The organism is Acinetobacter sp. TR11 (assembly GCF_027105035.1).
Classification (GTDB): domain Bacteria; phylum Pseudomonadota; class Gammaproteobacteria; order Pseudomonadales; family Moraxellaceae; genus Acinetobacter.
This window is the reverse complement of record NZ_CP114256.1, coordinates 1,453,915-1,468,656: the sequence shown is the minus strand read 5'-3', so window position 1 is coordinate 1,468,656 and position 14,742 is coordinate 1,453,915. Positions and strand designations below refer to the sequence as shown.

Annotated in this window: 16 protein-coding genes and 1 pseudogene; 7 read left to right on the top strand and 10 right to left on the bottom strand. The window is 37.1% G+C overall.

What is annotated here, in order from left to right; all coding sequences use genetic code 11:
• From O1450_RS07105 to tsaA, 4 genes are all read right to left on the bottom strand, one after another.
• Positions 1-660, bottom strand: a complete 660-nt coding sequence (locus tag O1450_RS07105) for a response regulator transcription factor (RefSeq protein WP_269230235.1) — start codon at positions 658-660, stop codon at positions 1-3.
• Positions 661-757: 97 nt separating this feature from the next.
• Positions 758-1,120, bottom strand: a complete 363-nt coding sequence (locus O1450_RS07100; protein WP_269230435.1) for a NirD/YgiW/YdeI family stress tolerance protein — start codon at positions 1,118-1,120, stop codon at positions 758-760.
• Between the two features lie 83 nt (positions 1,121-1,203).
• On the bottom strand, positions 1,204-2,982 hold the full coding sequence (locus tag O1450_RS07095; RefSeq protein ID WP_269230234.1) for a GspE/PulE family protein: 1,779 nt from the start codon (positions 2,980-2,982) through the stop codon (positions 1,204-1,206).
• Between the two features lie 44 nt (positions 2,983-3,026).
• Positions 3,027-3,761 (bottom strand): tRNA (N6-threonylcarbamoyladenosine(37)-N6)-methyltransferase TrmO, encoded by a 735-nt coding sequence (gene tsaA, locus O1450_RS07090; RefSeq protein ID WP_269230233.1) that lies wholly within the window; start codon positions 3,759-3,761, stop codon positions 3,027-3,029.
• 100 nt (positions 3,762-3,861) lie between these two features.
• On the opposite strand from tsaA, the gene O1450_RS07085 reads away from it, so the two are divergent.
• Complete coding sequence (locus tag O1450_RS07085) at positions 3,862-4,641, top strand: ferredoxin--NADP reductase (protein ID WP_241336150.1); 780 nt, start codon at positions 3,862-3,864, stop codon at positions 4,639-4,641.
• Between the two features lie 125 nt (positions 4,642-4,766).
• Here O1450_RS07085 and O1450_RS07080 read toward each other — a convergent pair whose 3' ends face one another.
• Entirely contained in the window at positions 4,767-5,327 is a 561-nt protein-coding gene (locus tag O1450_RS07080) for a TetR/AcrR family transcriptional regulator (RefSeq protein WP_269230232.1), read from the bottom strand.
• Between the two features lie 441 nt (positions 5,328-5,768).
• Here O1450_RS07080 and O1450_RS07075 point away from each other — a divergent pair, with 441 nt between their 5' ends.
• Together O1450_RS07075 and O1450_RS07070 are read left to right on the top strand one after the other, a co-directional pair.
• Complete coding sequence (locus O1450_RS07075; RefSeq protein ID WP_269230231.1) at positions 5,769-6,626, top strand: hypothetical protein; 858 nt, start codon at positions 5,769-5,771, stop codon at positions 6,624-6,626.
• A 167-nt stretch (positions 6,627-6,793) separates the two neighbouring features.
• A complete protein-coding gene (locus tag O1450_RS07070; protein ID WP_269230230.1) occupies positions 6,794-7,249 on the top strand; it encodes a DUF441 domain-containing protein in 456 nt (151 codons plus the stop codon).
• 123 nt (positions 7,250-7,372) lie between these two features.
• Here O1450_RS07070 and O1450_RS07065 read toward each other — a convergent pair whose 3' ends face one another.
• On the bottom strand, positions 7,373-8,293 hold the full coding sequence (locus O1450_RS07065; RefSeq protein ID WP_269230229.1) for a LysR family transcriptional regulator: 921 nt from the start codon (positions 8,291-8,293) through the stop codon (positions 7,373-7,375).
• A gap of 291 nt (positions 8,294-8,584) precedes the next feature.
• Between O1450_RS07065 and O1450_RS07060 the strand changes: the two genes are divergently transcribed.
• A complete protein-coding gene (locus O1450_RS07060; protein WP_269230228.1) occupies positions 8,585-8,824 on the top strand; it encodes a demethoxyubiquinone hydroxylase family protein in 240 nt (79 codons plus the stop codon).
• 11 nt (positions 8,825-8,835) lie between these two features.
• The gene (locus O1450_RS07055) at positions 8,836-9,219 is read left to right on the top strand and encodes a demethoxyubiquinone hydroxylase family protein (protein ID WP_269230227.1); all 384 of its coding nucleotides are present in this window, start codon (positions 8,836-8,838) and stop codon (positions 9,217-9,219) included.
• On the opposite strand, the gene O1450_RS07050 is transcribed toward O1450_RS07055, so the two are convergent.
• Complete coding sequence (locus O1450_RS07050) at positions 9,200-9,991, bottom strand: DUF4198 domain-containing protein (RefSeq protein WP_269230226.1); 792 nt, start codon at positions 9,989-9,991, stop codon at positions 9,200-9,202. The two genes, O1450_RS07055 and O1450_RS07050, sit on opposite strands and share 20 nt — an antisense overlap.
• A gap of 226 nt (positions 9,992-10,217) precedes the next feature.
• On the opposite strand from O1450_RS07050, the gene O1450_RS07045 reads away from it, so the two are divergent.
• Positions 10,218-11,426, top strand: coding sequence for an MFS transporter (locus O1450_RS07045; protein ID WP_269230225.1), 1,209 nt, complete (start codon positions 10,218-10,220; stop codon positions 11,424-11,426).
• A 22-nt stretch (positions 11,427-11,448) separates the two neighbouring features.
• Here O1450_RS07045 and O1450_RS07040 read toward each other — a convergent pair whose 3' ends face one another.
• Positions 11,449-12,063, bottom strand: coding sequence for a DUF2238 domain-containing protein (locus O1450_RS07040; RefSeq protein WP_269230224.1), 615 nt, complete (start codon positions 12,061-12,063; stop codon positions 11,449-11,451).
• Between the two features lie 125 nt (positions 12,064-12,188).
• Here O1450_RS07040 and O1450_RS07035 point away from each other — a divergent pair.
• A pseudogene (locus tag O1450_RS07035) lies at positions 12,189-13,585 on the top strand (DASS family sodium-coupled anion symporter).
• A 47-nt stretch (positions 13,586-13,632) separates the two neighbouring features.
• On the opposite strand, the gene O1450_RS07030 reads toward O1450_RS07035, so the two are convergent.
• Positions 13,633-14,133, bottom strand: a complete 501-nt coding sequence (locus O1450_RS07030) for a hypothetical protein (protein ID WP_269230223.1) — start codon at positions 14,131-14,133, stop codon at positions 13,633-13,635.
• Positions 14,134-14,143: 10 nt separating this feature from the next.
• On the bottom strand, positions 14,144-14,725 hold the full coding sequence (locus tag O1450_RS07025) for a hypothetical protein (protein WP_331276168.1): 582 nt from the start codon (positions 14,723-14,725) through the stop codon (positions 14,144-14,146).
• Between the last annotated feature and the right edge of the window lie 17 nt (positions 14,726-14,742).

Genomic DNA, 14,742 nt, shown 5'->3' with positions numbered 1-14,742 from the left:
TTATTCCTGATGCATTCGATAACCTAAACCACGAATCGTTTTGATGTATTGTCCACCAATTTTTTTGCGAATTTGATAGATAAAAACTTCAATCGCATTGCTTTCAATTTCATCGCCCCACGCATACAGCGACTCTTCAAGTTGTTCTCTTGTCAAAATATGATCGGGCTTTTGCATCAGTTTATGTAAAATCTGAAACTCTTTGGCAGTGAGGTTGATCAACTGCCCTGCTTTGGTCAGGGTTTTCGCTTGTGGATCGAGTTGTAAATCTGAAAAACTCAAATACTGCCCAGCTTGTGCTTGATGCTGACGTAACTGTGAACGAACTCGTGCCGATAATTCTTCTAAGTTAAATGGCTTCACCAAATAATCATTTGCACCTAAGTCCAAACCTTCAACTCGGTCATGGATATGATCTTTAGCCGTAATAAAAATGACAGGAGTTTGGGTATTCTGACGACGAACTATTTTAAGGATTTCATCACCAGAGGTATGGGGTAAACCACGATCTAACAAGATACAATCATACTGGTGCTGTTCTACTGCTAAAATCGCATGATCGCCACGCTCAACCCAATCAACACTATAACCATCCATTTCTAGCCAGTCTTTAAGACTTTCTGCCTGAGAAACATCATCTTCCGCCAATAAAATCCGCATAAAATAATCCTCTCATTTGAGCACTCAAATTTACCTTTAAATACCCTACACGTAAAAAACCACATGTTGTTCATGTGGTTTTGTAAAAAATTACGACTTAGAACTGTACTTGATCGACATCAACTTCGAGACGTTTGGTTGGTTTATAGTCAATATCAATTTCACCGATAATCGTCACGGGTGTTTTCGCTGATACAGGTTTACCTTGCCATAAATCATCATCAATATCGACCGTGATCATGCCTGTTTGATCACTAAACTGATATTTTTCATCACCAACTGCTTTTACGACATAGCCTTTAAGTTTTACAGGTGTATCATCTCTTAAAGTCAAAGCTTGTTTTACTGTCGTCATGGACGGTGCTAAGGCTTGTTGATTTACTGCACCAGTATTAGCCACAGCAAAAGTGGTTGCACCAATCAAACTCGCAATTACTGCAACTTTAGAAAAAGTATTCATATTCATGCCCTCATCATCAATTCACTATTTCAATATAGTCATTAAAACAAATGAAGATGAGGTGAATCTGAAGATCTATCATTTTAACTTAACGGCACTACACGGAGTACCTCTTCTAACGTCGTCGCACCTTCAATCACTTTACGCGCACCCGCAATACGCAATGGCTCAACACCTTCTTTCTTTGCTTGAGCCTTTAAATCATTTAACGTGCCATGCGCACTAATAATCGATTTTAACTCTAGGCTGACAGGCATAAATTCATAGATACCCACACGACCTTTATAGCCCGTATGACGGCATGCTTCGCATCCTACAGCCTTATACATCGTGGTTGGCATATCCATCATATAATCAAAAGTAAGATGTCCCCATTCTTGTTCGTTAATTGCTGTTTCTTGCTTACAAAGTGGACAAAGTCGACGCACCAACCGTTGCGCTAAAACACCTAAAATCGTCGCTGCTGTCAAAAAGGGCTGTACACCCAAATCATGTAATCGAGTAAGACTCGAAGGTGCATCATTGGTATGTAAAGTCGAGAGAACCAAATGCCCCGTTAAAGCAGCCTGAATTGCCATATTTGCGGTGTCGTGATCACGAATCTCACCCACCATAATAATGTCAGGGTCTTGACGCATCAGCGCGCGTACACCATCAGCAAAACCAAGTTCAATATTTGGGTTGACCTGCATCTGGTTAAAGCTCGGCTCCAACATTTCAATCGGATCCTCAATGGTACAGACATTGACTTGCTCTGTTGCTAATTGCTTTAAAGACGAATATAGCGTTGTGGTTTTACCTGAACCTGTTGGCCCCGTCACCAAGATAATACCGTGGCTATGCTGCGTCAGTTGCTGCCAACTTTGTAATAAATGCCCTGCAAATCCTAATTGCTGAAAACTACGCACTAATACTTCAGGATCAAAAATACGCATGACCAACTTTTCGCCAAAGGCAGTTGGCAGCGTAGAAAGACGTAATTCCGTTTCTTGACCTTTAGGTGTACGTGTTTTTAAACGTCCATCTTGAGGCTTACGCTTTTCCGCAACATTCATACGGCCTAAGATTTTAATACGGGAAATCACCGCCGTAAGAGTATTGGCTGGCATGTTATAAATAGTATGTAACACACCATCAATACGGAAACGCACCTTACCCTTGTCTTTACGAGGCTCTAAATGAATATCACTCGCGCCTTGTTCAAAGGCAAATTGCAACACCCAATCCACCAGTTTTACAATATGCTGATCATTCGCATCAGGATTTTGTGTATCACCTAATTGTAATAAGGCTTCAACGCCCTTATTTTCACGATCATATACACTCGCATTTTGCGATGAGCTTACTGCACGGCTGACTTGATAATATTCGACTAAATAGCGTTGTAATTGCTCAGGATTTAATAAAACTCTTTCAATCTTTTTAGGTGCTAAACTACGTTCTAAGTTATTTTGCCACTCTGTGATAAATGGCTGATCCGTACCAATCAAAATACGGTCAACACTAACTTCAACAGCCAATATACGGTTTCTGACCGCAAATTCCTGCGACATCACACTGGTCAATGCCGTCACATCTGCTTTTAAAGGGTCGATGACAAATAATGGGACTTCAGCTTTCTCAGCCAACCATTGGCATAAACGATTTACAGTTAAGGTCGAAGCAATATTTAATTGATCTTTTAAATTGAAATGACCAACCCACTGCAACGGATGCCATTTCAACTGATCTTTTTGACGATGTGTTGTTTGAATTAACAACTTATCTCGTTCTGTAATACGACCATCTTTTAATAATTGTTCTAAACACCAAGTCACATCAACCGTAAAAGAAAAGTTTGCAAATTTTGTCTGAGCTTGCATAACCGTCAGTTCCCCCAATTCATTGCGAATTTATATTTCTTAGATTATTGATTCGACTCTACAGCAATAACTGTGACGTTGTTTTCATCCACTGTAAACCGAATATTTAATTCCGCAAAACACATTCCATAGACTCGCTCAATATCATTTTGATAAGCAGGTCGAGGGTCTAAAGATAACACTTGTTCAAGTTCATCTAATATCTTTTTATTCAAAATTCCAAGCTTTAGAAGATACTGTTGCTGTAATTGTGCAGTTTCCATCCAGATCACCATTTTGCGTATGGGTTCATCTTGAGCATAGCCACTCACAGAATCCGCAATTGCATCTGAATATTGGATGTAGGGTTTAATATCTAAAATTGGTGTCCCATTTAATAAGTCACTGCCTGTGACATATAAACGAACCGATTTCCCATGCTTCTCAACCCGAACAAAACGAACCACGGATAAACCGATTGGAGATGGGCGATACATGCTTCTTGTTGCAAAAACACCAACTTTTTGGTTTCCGCCCAAGCGTGGTGGACGCACCTGTGAACGAAATTTAGGCTCTTGATTCAATGTGTTGGTATTATTTTTATTATCATGAAACTGCCACAACAACCATAAATGACTAAAATCCCCAATTCCTTCAAATGCTAAAACATCGTTATAAGGTTCGACCATCTCTATATAAGACTCGACTTGCACCAAATTTGGCTGCCTTGGAATACCAAATTTTTCACGATAAGGAGAAGACATATAACCGATGATCGGCATGACGACAGAGCTATTCATCACTTTTTCTTATAAACACAATTAAATATATTCAGTTTATAGGGAATGATTTTAGATTAGAATAGCAACCTGTTTCTTTTAACTGTGATCGAGACCTTTAATGGCTGCTTTTAACGTTGAACGCATTACTCATGTTCACCACTGGAATGACACGCTTTTCAGTTTTAAAACGACACGCGATACGAGCTTACGTTTTAAAAATGGTCAGTTTGTGATGATCGGGCTTGAAGTGAATGGTAAGCCTTTAATGCGTGCTTATTCGATTGCGAGTGCGAATTATGAAGAAGAACTCGAATTCTTCTCGATTAAAGTACAAGATGGTCCACTCACTTCTATCTTACAAAAAGTACAAGTGGGCGACGAAATCCTTATTTCTAAAAAACCTACAGGTACTCTTGTACACGATGATTTATTACCAGGTAAAAACTTATATCTTTTATCTTCTGGTACAGGATTAGCACCATTCCTTTCTTTACTTCGTGACCCAGAAACTTACGAAAAGTTTGAAAAGGTCATTATGGTTCACGGTACACGTTATGTATCTGAACTTGCTTATCAAGACTTGATTCTGAATGAACTTCCAAGCAATGAATTTTTCGAAGAATTAGGAATTAAAGATAAGCTTGTTTATTACCCAACCGTAACACGTGAGCCTTTCCACACTCAAGGTCGTGTAACAACGGCAATCGAATCAGGCGAACTGTTTGAAAAGATAGGTTTACCTCGTTTCAATCGTGAAACTGACCGTGCAATGCTTTGTGGTAGTCCTGCTTTCCTAAAAGACGTGGCTGCTTTACTTGACCAACATGGTTTAGTTGAATCTCCTCGTATGGGCGTAATGGGTGATTATGTTATTGAACGTGCATTTGTTGAAAAATAAACGTCAATAACGATATAAAAGAAACCGAGGTAATCCCTCGGTTTCTTTTTATCTATTTAAAATCGTTATTTAATTTCTAAATAATTTATTTTAAATAAATTATTTAGAAAATCTAAAAATAATAATTATGCAGCATCTAAATTGATTAGCCTCTCAATATAATACCAACACTCTTCTATTTGTGTATGATCTTTGTTTACTTTTGCATAAGCAGTCATACCATCTAAAATATTAATGTACATTGCTGTCAGCACATGTGGTTGAAATACTTTTGCTTTCTCAAACAACCCTTCAAGTAATTGCATCAACCATTCTCTATATCCCATGATTGGTCGAATAATGGACGGATATTGCTGTAATACTTCAAGTGATGCTTTCTGAAACATACAGCCATGAAAATCATCAGAGTTAAACCAAGCTAAGTGCCAAAAATATACTGCTTTAATTTTTCCTAGATAATCATCATCTTTCTGTAGACTAATTTCTTGTTGAATTGCAGCTTGAATACTTTGATTACGACGAGACAAACACTCCTCTATCAGGTTCTCTTTTGAAGGAAAGTACTTATAAAAGGTCATCTTGGCAACACCAGACTCGCTAATGATTCGATCCACTCCGACTGAACTATAGTTATAGCGGTTAAAGAGATTTAGAGCCGTTATAATAATATCTTCTTTTTTTGACATTTTATTATCCTTTTAGAATTTTATCAAAGAATTTAATTAATTATTTAGACATAGTTAAATGCTGGATAATTTCTGGCACCCATACTTATTTATATAAAGCGTATTATAAAAAATTAAAATCTTTTGTTATATGCCCTCCATTATAAATTAAGCAAAAACCATTTCAGAAACAAGTTTATTTGTAAAAAAAAATTTCTATTTTAAAAAAATCAGAATATACCGTGAAGTATATCACTTTTTACTAACGTTAAGTTAATTAATAATCTCTATCATGATTTTTTAGCTTGTTTAATAAATTGATTTCACAAAAAATTCATTTTATATTTATGCAATCCAATAAAAAGATATTTGGTTGAACTAATAGTTATTCAAAAGCAGCCAAAGAAACTCGAAATTATATAATTGGAAAAGCTATAATATTAATTCATTGAGTAGAAGACTATGCCAAAAAAATTCGAATGTTTTAACAGCCCTAGACAGAAAGCTATAGACGGAATGAAGAATAGTATTTCTGAAGAATTATGGAACAAGAACCTGAACTTTCTGAAAGAGTTGCGAGCAGAAATTTCCAACCATCCTGTTTCGACCCATCCAGCCATTCAACTTCTAAATGATGGTGTGATTGACAAAGAAACCTTGAAGCATATTCATCTAGAATACCGCCATGCAATTGTTCAGGTATTTACGGATGCATTGCTCATGGCACAGTTCCAAACAAAGCAATTAGAGCCACGTTTACTATCTGGTTCTAAGATGTATCCTCGCTTCTTACTTAATCTTAATATCTTAGATGAGTTTGGTTTCCGTCCAGGACTTGATCAAGACGGCTATTATTCTGGAAATCCAGAGTATGCACATTATCCTCTCTTTGAAGATGTACTTGATGATTTTGAGTTGAGCCAATCTGAGCGTAATGATTACCAACCGTCCCTTATTGCTCAACAAGTACGTAATTATTTAGAAGAATCTTTCGATCGTTATCAAGTCGTTTCTGCTTTACTTGCGGTTGCGGAAGAAGAAGTGATTTTATTTAGCCCAGCACTTCGTCAAGCAACCAATGCGGTCGGTTTTGATGTAGATAGTGGATATTACTACGTTCACGGTGTATCACATGATGAAACAGCCGAAGCTGCTGATGATGATCATGAAGATGATTTATGGTTCGTGCTTGCTCAAGCTTGCGTTGAATCAGATTACAGTGCAATTCGCAAAACCTGCTTAGAATACTGTGATCTATGGCAGCAATTTTGGGATGAACAAATTGCTTACCAATATGAAACATATAAAAAACGAGCTTAATTTCTCCAAAAAAGCCATCTCGAAGTTTCAACTGGAGATGGCTTTTTTATTTACAGATTAAAAGGTTGCTTATATTTTTAATTTCCCTAATGCTCTAAACTAAAGAATCTCTTGCCCAAAGCTATTTACGATATAATTCAACTTTATTTTCCTACATATCCTACTTCATGTTTTCTCAGTTTGATCTCAACTTATTGGTTCTTCTCATTTTATTAAGCTGTGGTATTTTTAGTCAAAACACAGCTATCACAATTGCGGCTGCAAGTTTAATACTGGTAAAACTCACACCATTAAATCAGTTTTTCCCTTATATTCAGGACTATGGACTAAATATTGGTATTATTATTTTAACCATTGGCGTATTGGCACCGATTGCAAGCGGTAAAATTAGCGGGCACAGTATTCTCAAGTCTTTTATCAGTATTAAATCATTGCTTGCGATTGTCGTTGGCTTAGCCGTGGCATGGTTAGGTGGTCGCGGTGTAAAACTAATGAGTAATCAACCTGATATTGTGGCAGGATTATTAATTGGGACGGTCGCTGGTGTTGCACTCTTACGTGGTGTTCCTGTTGGCCCACTGATTGCTGCTGGTATTTTATCGCTTTTGATTGGAAAATCTTAATAGGTTGAAGCCAATGCTTATGGATTGGCATCTTGGTTAATCATTCTATATATGCAAATAAGAGTATATAAGCCGTTCAAGCAGAATGTGTATCTCCCTTTACGACCTAGATAACAAAGTTAATCAATCTTCATAATACATCGCACGCTTCTTTGAAAATTTCTCAAGTTGCTTCAGAAAACCTTCAAAATAATTTTTGTCTTTATCTTCAACTCTATAACCTGCATATAATGTTCGTCTCAATCCTTGCGGCGACACGCAGTCTAAACGACGACTGACAACCCATCCCTTTTGTTCATATTCATTAACGACCCAGTCAGGTAAAGCCGCAATACCACGCCCACTTGCAACCAACTGAATTAACATCTGCGTTAAATCAGTTGTCCGAATGTGCTTAGGATGAATATTCGCGGGAATAAACAAATGCGCCATAATGTCTAAACGGTGCTTATCGACAGGATAAGTAATCAACGTTTGTTCAGCTAAATCTTGTATTGAAATTTGTTCAGCACGAGCCAAAGGATGTGTATTGGACAAAACCAAACGTGATTCATATTCAAAGATTGGGAAATATTCAATTCCTTTTAAAGCAATTGGGTCAGCCGTGATCAATAAATCAAATTCAGCATTCTGCAATAGATCATGTGGATTTGCCTCAAAACCTGCTGCAAAGTCCAAATCTACATCTGGATATTGCTGGCGATATTGATTTAATAACGGCATGAGCCAATCAAAGCAACTATGACATTCGGATGAAAAAATAATTCTCCCCGTTTGTCCATGCACGATACGAGTAATATCTGTTTGTGCTATCTGAACCTGAGGCAACACATCATCTGCTAGTCGAAGCAAACGCTCGCCGACATTAGAAAAACTTACTGGACGACTACGGCGATTAACAACCTCTACGCCATACCAATGATCAAGTTCTTTTAATTGATGAGAAATTGCTGAAGGAGTTAGGCATAAATCTGTCGCAGCCGCAACCAATGAACCATGCTCTCTTAAGGCAATTAAAGTTTTTAAATGACGCAGTTCTAACACAACGATCACCACAATTGAATTTAATTCATCCTATCATGTTATTCATGAGTGTGTCTCACTATGAATTTTATTTTATTATTTTTTAACAAGATGAAATGTACTAACAATTAGAATCATGACTATATTGATTTAAGCTTATGTTCTTATTTATAAAAATAAGGAAAGCGAATTACGTAATAAGAATATCATCTAATCTTAAAAGCTTTTTATAAGATAATTCAATTAGTTAATTACCCATACTCACCCAAGAACTGTATATTTTCCAAACAATAATAATGATGAAGATAAACCATGAGCATGTACAAAGAAATTGAAACCCAACTAAGAATCATTCATGCGTGTGAAAAAGGAGCAACTGGGGTTTACTACGCTCATAGGCTGATTGCAAAACTATTTTTTAAAGACATGGTTAAAACGCTAGATGAAATGCATCAACATGAAACTGAACATTTCAACTTTTTTGGATATTTTTTGCTCAATATAAAAATACTGTTGTCTTCCCCTCTATACTTTGGTGCGCAGGCGGAATAATTTATGGATTATTGATTGGATTACTAGGTAGAAATGCAATTTGGATCAGTACTGCAAGCATTGAAAATATTGTAAACAAAGAACTTGATGAAGCTGCAATTTTCTTCAAAGAAAAAGATATGGAGATTCATCATGCAGTATTAGATATTCAAAAAGATGAAATTCATCATCAGAAGATTGCTTCTGAACATGCAGACTTTAACTATCCCATAGCAAAAATGATTGCTAAATTTGCCCAACAATGTGCCTATCTTGCAAAATTTCTCGCCATACACCTTAAAATATCTTTGCCATCAAAAAAAGAATTCGCCTCTTACAGATTAAAACCCTCAAAATCTAGAAGGCTAATCTTATCTCGATCAGCCTTCGTATTGCTTAATTTACAGAGACACTAATAATGCTATAAAACTGATTACTTGGCTTCTGCTTCATATCCCCTGTTTCGCTCACTTCAATCAGATACTCACCTGCTTTGGCAAATAGTAAATCAGCACTGCCATCAATTGTCGTTTTTAAGCTGATGCCTTGCTTATCAGTCGCTCCTTTCGCGCGAATCACGACATCGGCATTTGCTAATGCTTTATTGGCCTTAGATACTTTAATTTTTACGGCTTGATTCGCTTTTAGTTCACTTGGATGTGTTAAAAAACCAACTTGAATTGGTGCTGTACTTACCTGAACAGGTGTGTTCTTGTCTTTAGATACATAAGTCAATAATGTCCATTCACGAGTAATTTCAACAGGCGTAATTTTTTTAGCTTTTAAATCCGCAGGAATCACAAAATCACGTTCAGATTTGGCAGGTGCTTTGTCTGCTGGCATATCAAAGAACATTTTCCATTCTTTTTGATCTTGTACATATTTCAAAGGGTAACTCGCGCTGGTTTGAACACTATAAGTACCAACTTCTGGTAACTTCAAATCAAAAACTGTAGCCGAACCTAATTTAGAATCTGCTTCAATTGTGGTCTTGGTATTATTTGGACTCGTGATTTCAAATTTTGCATTTTTTAATGCATATTCACTTTGTAAAGCTTCTTCAGCATAACCAGAAATGATTGTTACTTGTGTTTGTTCCGTTGTATAGGCAATCGGAGCAACATAGGGTTCATGCGCAAAGCTATAACCTGAAACTAAAAGAAATGATGCAATTAATAATTTGTTCACTCGTTCTTCCCACCTTTAATAATCCAACATGACTCTCATCACATTAAATTGTTTAATAAAATTCTATGTTGAGCATTATACATAAATGCAAATAATTATCATTAATTTTAACTTTATATCTATCAATTGAAGTAATTCAGCAAATCAACATAAAAATTACGTTCTCTTTCACCTTTCTCAAATTCACTTGAATATAATGCTTGGGTGTTATTATTTTTGAAATATTATGCCTGTTCTCAGTTCTCCTACTGCCAAAAATTACTCCTTATTCTTAGTTATTTTCTCTCTTGCCATAGGAAGTTTTTGCATTGGTACAACCGAATTTGTGGCAATGGGTCTGATCCAAGAAATTGCCACTGATTTAAATGTCAGTGTTCCACATGCAGGCTATTTCATTAGCGCCTATGCGCTTGGTGTTATGGTTGGCGCACCAATTATTGCAATTTTAGGAGCTAAAGTACCGCGTAAAACGCTATTACTCAGCTTGATGTTATTTTATGGTTTAGCCAATGCCGCAACCGCTTTCGCAACATCATCTGAAGCTATGCTGATATCCCGTTTTATTGCAGGCTTTCCTCATGGTGCTTATTTTGGTGTAGCAGCATTAGTTGCAGCCGAATTGGCAGGAAAACAACGTAGAGCAACTGCGATTGCACAAGTCATGATGGGCTTAACCATTGCCAATGTGATTGGTGTGCCTATTGCTACATGGCTAGGTCAAAAATTCGGTTGGAAAGCAGGTTTTGAGTTTTCTGCAGTCATCGCATTCATTACCCTAATTGGCGTTGGCTTATTTGTTCCCAATATTCCACTGCAAAAAACAGCCAGTATCAAAGCTGAATTGGAAGGTTTAAAAAATATCAATATGTGGCTTACACTTGCTGTCGGTGCGATTGGCTTTGGTGGCATGTTCTCTGTCTATAGCTATGTTTCACCCATCTTGACCGAATATACACATGCCAATATTGAAATTGTTCCGATTGCTCTAGCCATTTGGGGCATTGGCATGGTGATCGGTGGATTAGTAACAGGCTGGTTAGCTGATAAGAGCCTATTTAAAACGATGATTGGAATTTTGGTGAGTTCTGCACTCGCCTTTGTACTTGCAAGTTTTATGATGTCTAATCTTTATACTGCGATTACAGCCTTATTTCTGATTGGTTTCACTGTGATAGGATTAGGTGGCGCATTACAAACACATTTAATGGACATCGCAGGCGATGCACAAACATTAGCAGCATCCTTAAATCATTCTGCATTTAATTTAGCGAATGCCTTAGGCGCATTTCTTGGAGGATGGGTACTTAGCCATAATATGGGCTGGTTAGCACCGATATGGGTTGGGTTTGTGCTGAGTTTAGGGGGATTGGCAATCTTATTAATTGCTCTGGCTTATGCTAAATACACTCACAAAAATCAATCTGCCGTAATTTAACGGCAGATTAATCAATTTATCGCTATGAACTGATCAATTTATTGAGTTGTTGGTTATGCCATTTAGATAAGAATAGCAAGGCTGCGATTGCTCCAATTAAAGCAAAGAACATATCAGATTGAGTATCCCACTCATATCCTTGTGTACCAAGAAACTCTTGCGCACCTTGTCCAAGTGCTAATGCAGCTGCCCATTCAATCAATTCATAAGTCGCACTAATGGCTAGTACAATACAGATCACAATAAAACTAAGCATTTTCCCCTTGGCTAAAATCTGATGTCTAATCAAAACTTCCCGTGCAGCGATGGCAGGCACAAAACCCTGCATAAAATGTCCAATCTTGTCATAAGGATTTCGATCTAAACTGAACCATTGAGCGATCTCAAAACCTAAAGGTACACGTGCATAGGTATATGCCCCACCGACGATTAATACAATTGCATGCAAAAAAATTAGGCTATACAAGAGATTAGTTAGTGAAAATCTGGAATAAGTTGCAAATAAGATAGGTAAAACAACGAGGACAGGAACAACTTCCATTAACCATGTCGCTCTATCATACGGTTGTAAGCCAGATAAAAGTAGCAACAAAATTAAAATAATAGCTGCTAAAAATAGAATCTTCGGTTGATTCATATCAAACTCTCAAATTAATTTGATTTTTAATTACTTAGATTAGCATTTGAAGTGCAACACCATGCTCTTGAAATAATACCTGACTCGGACCTCTAAAACCGAATTTTTTTCTTGGACGATGGTTCATTATTCCAGTTCCTTCTGGTGTCGATCCGAATGCATGGCATTTGTTGGCCATGTTTGTCGCTGTCATTGCCGCGACTATTGGTAAAGCCATGCCGATTGGTGCAATTGCCATTATTGCGATTACCTTAGTTGCCGTGACGGGTGTCACCAATGATAATCCCAGCGGAGCTATCCAAGATGCACTGAGTAGTTTTGCTAACCCGCTAATTTGGTTGATTGGTATTTCGATCATGATCTCCAAAGGTTTGCAAAAAACGGGATTGGGTGCACGCTTAGGCTATTTGTTTATCGCGGTTTGGGGCAAGAAAACCATTGGTATCGGTTATAGCATAGTGCTGTCTGAACTAATTCTCGCACCTGTTACCCCGAGTAATACCGCACGTGGCGGTGGGATTATTCATCCGATTGTACGTGCAATTTCCACCAGTGATGACTCTGACCCAGCCAAAGGCACCGAAGGTCGTATGGGGAAATATTTAGCTTTGATCAACTACCAAGCCAATCCAATTACTTCTGCCATGTTTATTACCGCAACCGCCCCTAACCCGTTGGTGGTCGATCTGTGGCAAAAGCAACCCATAGTGAAATTTCATTAAGTTAGAGTATATGGGCAATCGCAATGTTAGCGCCTGGTTTAATTGCCTTAATCATCATGCCATTGATCATATACTGGATGTATCCACCTGAATTCAAAGAAACACTAAATGCAGCTCAATTTGCAAAAATAAAACTCAAAGAAATGGGTGCAGTGAGTAAAAATGAAATCATTATGCTTGGTTTTTTCGGAATCCTATTACTCTTGTGAGCAGGTATTCCTGCCATGATTTTTAGCTCAGCTTGGGCGGTTGATCCAACCACAACAGCCTTTATAGGTTTGGGTTTGCTGTTGATTACTGGCGTATTGACTTGGGAAGATATCCTGACGCAAAAAAGCGCATGGGATACCATTACTTGGTTTGCTGCTTTGGTGATGATGGCGACTTATTTAAATAAACTCGGTTTAATCACTTGGTTCTCAGGTGTGCTAGAAACAGGGATTGGTCATTTAGGGCTAAGCTGGATGCCTGCCTGTTTATTGTTAATGCTCGCTTATTTGTATGCACATTATATGTTTGCCAGTACCACAGCACATATCACCGCCATGTTTGCAGCCTTTTATACAGCGGGACTGGCATTAGGTGCCCCACCGATGTTGTTTGCCTTAATGATGGCAGCGGCTTCAAGCATCATGATGACTTTAACCCATTATGCAACAGGTACATCGCCTGTGGTTTTTGGCTCAGGCTACACTACACTGGGTGAATGGTGGAAAGCTGGCTTTGTCATGAGTGTTGTTAATATCATCATCTTTGTGGTGATTGGCGGACTTTGGTGGAAAGTGTTGGGTTATTGGTGATTTGAATATGAGGAACATACTGTACGAATAGAAATGTTCCTCTAAATTTAAATACCAAAATGTAAAACATACAAATGACCATCTGAATCAATGATCTTTTGCATAAGCCCTGCCAATGTTTCAAATTGTCTTATCACTTCACTCTTTTGCATAATAATTTTTTCATAGCCTGCTGTTTCTCGTAAAATACGATCAACATTTTCATTTGGGTCAGTCACATCATCATATGCGTGAACAAAAGTATATGCGCCTGTTAACTTTAAAACATTTGGCGATAACTTTAGAATATTAACTAGACTAGAAAACAATTGAAATGCTTCTTTAGCTCCATCTCCATCAATCACTGTTACACCATAATAATTTAAACCAGTATGCCTAACTTTTAAACTTGGATTATAGGTAGGTATCCATTTTAAAAAATCATTAAAATAAATAATAAGATCATCATGGATTGAAACATCATAAGAAACCTTACCGACTAGCTCGCAGCAATCATCATAAGAGAATTCATTTTTATTCAATAAAACAAAATCATGTAGTAATGCCATAAATAGAACCTCAGTTTAAATGGTAGTTTTCTCTATCTATCAAAGCTTTCCACTCTTCATGGCTATAAAGTTTAAGATTCTTCAGTTGAGTACCTACTAATAAAAAGCGATCGTCCCATGTTAATACTTCTCTACTGTCGTCTAATTTTTTATTTGAAAAACAAGGAAATAAAATTGGATTAAAATATATTAATCCAATTTCAAGTAAATGCTTAATCTCTTTCGGGTTCTCAGGAATAGAGTGAAGTACGGGTATATTTTTTATTAATTTGCAAGCAATTTCATGAGGTTCAGAATCTAAATCATCCAAATACCATTTTTGGTCATCACACCTCCATAAATAAGCAGTAAAACCATTTTGCTCAATCAGTAATGTCTCTGTAATTGCATTTGGTTCCTCATACCAAACAGAAAATGCTAAAGTTTTTGTCGGAATAATTGAAAATTTTGGCGGTTTTAAATAAGGATAATCCTTTAACATTAAAGAAACTAAATCTTTAATTGCTATTTCTAGATCCTCAACCTTCTGCTTTTTATGGATAATATTAACTAGTTCAGAAATATTATCTTTTATCGTCAAAATACTTTTCATTTTATAAAAAATAAGGG